Genomic DNA, 3,321 nt, shown 5'->3' on the forward strand with positions numbered 1-3,321 from the left:
CAGTCCGCTTAGAATCAGCTTTAAACTTGGATTTAAAGTCGTTCTTTATGATTACACGGCCATCTGTCGAACTAAAAATCTTCAGTCACTCCCCGCGCGTTTAAAAGATTTAACCGAGTCATTACGGGAGTTTATTATGCCAAAGCAAGACCGCCCAAATTATGAACGGGCGGTCAAGATAAAACCTATCAAATTCCCGTTGAAGAGCTCACGAAAAAAGAAAGAGAACTCTTAAACGAACAGCATTGAGCGAAAGCTGGAATCTACTTTCCACCGACGCTTTAACTAGATCCCAGATAAATGCTACGCATTTTCTGGGATGACTAATAGTTATTAGTTTCTGGGATAATGAATAGATATTAGCGATAAATCAAAACGCCAAAATCCCCTGCTCGTCAATCTCCACAACAACTTTTTGTCCTACAGATATTGGCTGCGAAGACGTCGCTAGCAGCTTAGTTCCATGAACATCAATCACATAGCGACAGTGGTCACCCATAAACTGCTGCTCTAACACCGTCACTTCGCCTTCATCGGATGTTTGAATCAAGACCTGTTGAGGACGCAGCAATAAATCACAACGTTGACCACATGAAATATTCGCCTGTATTTGTGCTTCCAGTGTCCCTAAAGAGGTCACAAACAGCCCTTCAGTATTACGAGTCGCAGGTAGATAGCTACCACCACCAAGAAAATCCGCAACGAACTTGCTTGAGGGCTGATAGTAGAGCTCTGAGGCAGTGCCAAACTGTTCAATAACACCGTGATTCATCACCGCCATTTTATCGGCAAAGGCAAAAGCTTCTTCTCGAGAGTGAGTGACGAAAATCGCTGTCACACCCTGCTTTTTGAAGATTTTACGAATCTCTGCAATCAAATCGTGGCGAACTTGGGTATCGATATTGGAAAACGGTTCATCAAGTAAAAGAAGATCCGGTTTATACGCCAGCGAACGCGCAATGGCAACGCGCTGTTGCTGACCACCAGACAACTGATGCGGATAACGATCACCCAGTTCACTCAGATGAACCAGATCCAACATCGCCTGAACCTTGATTTGACGCTCACCGAAAGGCAAATCACGCAACCCAAAGCCTACGTTTTCTTCCACCGTTAAATGGGGAAAAAGCGCATAATCCTGAAAAATCATTCCTATATTACGTTTTTCCGGTGCTAACCAGTTCGCCCCATCATCAATAGTCACACCGTTAAGACTCATATGACCCGACGTTAAAGGTAGCAGTCCGGCAATGGCTTTTAATAATGTTGTCTTACCGCAGCCACTTGCGCCAAGCAGACAAACAATTTCCCCTTGCGCGACTTCAAGCGAAAGAGATTGCAACACAGTTTGCGTATCGTACTGACAAGTCAGATCTTGAATGGAAAGTGCACAGCTCATTAGTGGTTTTGCTCCAAAGAACGGTTAACAATGACTAGGGGTAGTAAACCAACCAATACCAACAATACAGCAGGCAAGGCGGCGAGCTCTAAATGCTCGTCCGAAGCATAGTTATAAACATACGTTGCCAGCGTTTCAAAATTAAATGGACGTAGCAACAATGAAGCATTGAGCTCTTTCATCGATTCAATAAACACCAACAAACCTGCGATTAAAGCCCCACGTCGTACTAAAGGTAAATGCACTCGCCACAACATGCTGTTAGCCTTGTACCCCATTGTTCGGGCCGCCATATCCAGTGAAGGCGAAATTTTATTGAGACTGCTCTCGATGCTGCCGATAGCAATGGCAGAAAAACGCACCAACATGGCAAAAATGATGGCGAACATAGTGCCAGAGAAAATCAACCCTGGTCTTCCCCACTGCATCGCTTTTGCTATGTCGTTGACAGTGTGATCCATGGTGAGAACGGGCACCATAACACCGATAGCCAATACGGTTCCCGGAACCGCATATCCCATCGAAGATAGACGCATCAAAGCGACGCTAAAGCGATTTGGTTTTAAGCGAGTATAGAAGTTGACAATTATCGCCACACTAACTGCCACAATCGCAGCGGTTAGCGACACTTTAACACTGTTAATCGCATAATCTCGGTACTCTGCCGTCCAACTCTGTTCGAAATAAATGTAGGCGTAACTGAGAAGTTGCAGCAGAGGAAAGATAAACGCAGCCGCCACTAATCCCCAGCACCAGAGCAGAGCAAACCACTGTTTCCAACCGCTTAGTTGATAGCGAAAATCTTCATGGCTATTGAATTGAGTCTGATACAACTTTTGCTTGCGACGACTGTAACGTTCTGCACTTAGCAACAACAGCACAATGAGCAGCATAATAGCGGAAATTTTAGCAGCGGCATTGAGGTTGGAGTAGTTAAGCCAGGTATCATAGACAGCGGTAGTTAAGGTACTGATGGCAAAGTATTTAACGGTACCGAAATCGCCAATAGTTTCCATCGCCACCAGCGATAACGCCACAGCAATAGCTGGACGAGCCAACGGCAACGAGATACGTCTAAAACTTTCCCATGGTGAACATTTTAGTAGTCGAGCTGACTGTAATAGCGATACGTTCTGCTCCATAAACGTTGCCCGGCACAATAAATAAACGTAAGGATAAAGCACTAAAGCCAGCACAATACTGGCTCCGGTTAAACTTCGAATGTCAGGAAACCAATACTCTCCGGCTTGCCAACCGGTTAACTCTCTTAACCACACTTGTACTGGGCCAGCATAGTCAAACCAGCCAGTAAAAATATAACCCACGATATAACCGGGAATCGCTAAAGGGAGCACCAAAGCCCATTGAAGAATTTTTTCTCCGGGAAGCTTACACATTGCCATAATCCATGCGCTTGGTATGCCAAACAAAAGGGACAAAGCCATAACACTAGCAGTAAGAACGACGGTATTTTGCGCGTAAGTTGGCATTACCGTGGCCATCAGATGAGTAAACACGTCATCGCTATGACCAACAGCGGTATAGAATATGGCTAGAATGGGTAAAACCAGTAGGCTTGCCAGAGCAACACTACTGGTTTTCCAGATAAGATATTTTTCTTTCATTTACAACTAGTAAAACGCATTATTTTTCCGTTTACGTTCCCACGGGTCTGAAGTGACCCCATAAAGTTGGACATTTCTGTTAAGCGGCTTGCAAGGCCTGATTTCGATATTCTATCGGAGTCAGGCCTTTAAATTTCACCTTAATCCGTTTTGTATTGTAATACTCTATATATTCTTCGATATTTGCAATCAGTTCATCAGCATCAGTGAAGCTTTGACCGTGATACATCTCTGTTTTGAGTAAAGCGAAGAAGTTTTCAGCCACTGCATTATCTAAACAGTTTCCTTTTCTCGACA

4 protein-coding genes are annotated in these 3,321 nt (G+C 44.3%); 1 reads left to right on the plus strand and 3 read right to left on the minus strand.

The window, feature by feature from the left end:
• On the plus strand, positions 1 to 235 hold a 235-nt coding region (locus ACK5MF_RS12785; RefSeq protein WP_416920405.1), incomplete at its 5' end, for a hypothetical protein.
• A 135-nt stretch (positions 236 to 370) separates the two neighbouring features.
• Here ACK5MF_RS12785 and ACK5MF_RS12790 read toward each other — a convergent pair.
• From ACK5MF_RS12790 to ACK5MF_RS12800, 3 genes are all read right to left on the minus strand, one after another.
• Complete coding sequence (locus ACK5MF_RS12790; RefSeq protein WP_416922806.1) at positions 371 to 1,399, minus strand: ABC transporter ATP-binding protein; 1,029 nt, start codon at positions 1,397 to 1,399, stop codon at positions 371 to 373.
• The gene (locus tag ACK5MF_RS12795) at positions 1,399 to 3,024 is read right to left on the minus strand and encodes an ABC transporter permease (protein ID WP_416922808.1); all 1,626 of its coding nucleotides are present in this window, start codon (positions 3,022 to 3,024) and stop codon (positions 1,399 to 1,401) included. Before ACK5MF_RS12795 ends, ACK5MF_RS12790 begins: the two co-directional genes overlap by 1 nt.
• A 79-nt stretch (positions 3,025 to 3,103) precedes the next feature.
• A partial coding sequence (locus tag ACK5MF_RS12800) for an IS3 family transposase (RefSeq protein ID WP_416919910.1) occupies positions 3,104 to 3,321 on the minus strand: 218 nt, incomplete at its 5' end.

This window comes from Vibrio sp., from assembly GCF_047973365.1.
Classification (GTDB): Bacteria; Pseudomonadota; Gammaproteobacteria; order Enterobacterales; family Vibrionaceae; genus Vibrio.

Coding starts and splice junctions, on each gene's coding strand:
- ACK5MF_RS12790 (WP_416922806.1), bottom strand. CDS start 1,399: ATGAGCTGTGCACTTTCCATTCAAGATCTGACTTGTCAGTACGATACG.
- ACK5MF_RS12795 (WP_416922808.1), bottom strand. CDS start 3,024: ATGAAAGAAAAATATCTTATCTGGAAAACCAGTAGTGTTGCTCTGGCA.